This is a genomic window from Legionella qingyii (assembly GCF_003990155.1).
In the GTDB taxonomy this organism is placed as follows: Bacteria; Pseudomonadota; Gammaproteobacteria; order Legionellales; family Legionellaceae; genus Legionella; species Legionella qingyii.
Genome location: NZ_RZGX01000044.1, coordinates 1 through 1730 on the forward strand (window position 1 = coordinate 1; position 1730 = coordinate 1730).

Genomic DNA, 1730 nt, shown 5'->3' on the forward strand with positions numbered 1-1730 from the left:
CGTTACGACCCTGATATTAACGCAAACTATCAGCATGTCAGTGAGCACTACGGATTCGCTATTGTTCCTGCTCGAGCCGCCAGGCCTCAAGACAAAGCCAAAGTTGAGAATGCTGTTGGATGTGTTGAACGCCAGATTCTTGCCCCGTTGCGACATCATACTTTTACCAGTATTGCTGAGATTAAAAAAGCCATTGCGCCCAAGCTTGCTGCCTTTAATCAACAGTCCTTTCAGAAAATGAATACCTCTCGTCTCGAGCTGTTCGAGACTCTGGACAAACCAGCACTTCAACCTTTGCCCTCTGAGCCATACCACTATGCCGAATGGAAAAAAGCCAAGGTGAATATCGATTATCACTTTGTTTTTGATGAACATTATTACAGTGTTCCCTATCAGTACATTCATAAGACTATTGAAGTTCGTGCCAGTGGTTCCATGGTGGAATGCTTCCATGAGGGAAAGCGCATCGCCCTGCATACCCGCTCAAAAAAACGCTTTACACACACCACTCTGGCAGAACATATGCCAAGCAGTCATAAGGCACATGCCGAGTGGACGCCTGAGCGAATCCATCGATGGGCATTAAAAACGGGGGAAGATACCGCTCGTTACATCGAATACATGATTGCAGCCCGGGCATTTCCAGAGCAAGCCTTTCGTTCCTGCCTGGGGTTGATGAGGCTTGCCCAGCGTTTTGGGGCAGACCGACTTGATAACGCATGTACTATTGCTCTGGAAGCAGGAATGACACGCTATCAACAGGTAGAGCGTCTGCTGAAAAACAATATGGACTTGGTCAAGACGTCATCCAAAACGACCACTCCGGTCATCTCTCATCACAACAACCTTCGTGGTTCTAATTACTACCAATAGGAGAAACAACCATGTTAAACAATCCAACACTTGATAAACTTCGTTCCTTAAAACTAACCGGCATGGCTGATGCGTTTACAGAGCAACTCAAAAGACCCGTTAATGATCTGGACTTTGAGGAACGGCTTGGTTTATTGGTTGAGCGCGAGTATCTGTTACGTGACAATCGAAAAATGGAGCGAAGACTGAAACAAGCCAGACTACAGCTCAATGCCTGCATGGAAGATATAGACTTTAAGCATCCTCGTGGCCTGAACAAATCCGCCGTGCTGGAACTGTTTCGCTGCCAGTGGGTATCACAACATCTTAATCTGCTGATTACCGGTCCAACCGGCTGCGGAAAAACATACATCGCCTGCGCATTAGCTCATAAAGCCTGTATTACAGGATTCTCTTCTCGATATTACCGTCTCCCACGATTATGGAATGAACTGAAGATTGCCAAGGCCAATGGAAGCTATCCCAACTGGCTGGCATCCATCGCAAAAGTCGATGTACTCGTCCTGGATGACTGGGGACTGGTAGCACCGGATGAAGAACAGAGAAGAGATTTACTGGAAATACTTGAAGACAGGTATCAAAAACGTTCAACCATCATTACCAGCCAACTCGCTGTGGCTCTATGGCATGAACACCTTGGGGATGCAACACTTGCAGACGCCGTCCTTGACAGACTCGTTCATAACTCAATCAGAATAGAACTCAATGGTGAGTCCATGCGAAAAACAAAAAAATCTTTACAGACTAAACCCCTTTAAAAGATAATCCACTGCGTGAGGCGTTGAAGTGATCAAATACTCCGGAATCGGTGATCAAATGACTAACGGAATTAGTGATCAAGTCCTCCGGAATACGCA

Annotated in this window: 2 protein-coding genes; both read left to right on the plus strand. The window is 46.2% G+C overall.

Annotated features, from left to right (window positions below):
- A partial coding sequence (locus ELY20_RS16670; protein ID WP_407656348.1) for a Mu transposase domain-containing protein occupies nucleotides 1-873 on the plus strand: 873 nt, incomplete at its 5' end.
- An 11-nt stretch (nucleotides 874-884) separates the two neighbouring features.
- Nucleotides 885-1631 (plus strand): IS21-like element helper ATPase IstB, encoded by a 747-nt coding sequence (gene istB / locus ELY20_RS16675; RefSeq protein ID WP_028379467.1) that lies wholly within the window; start codon nucleotides 885-887, stop codon nucleotides 1629-1631.
- Nucleotides 1632-1730: the final 99 nt, after the last annotated feature.

Coding starts and splice junctions, on each gene's coding strand:
- istB (WP_028379467.1), top strand. CDS start 885: ATGTTAAACAATCCAACACTTGATAAACTTCGTTCCTTAAAACTAACC.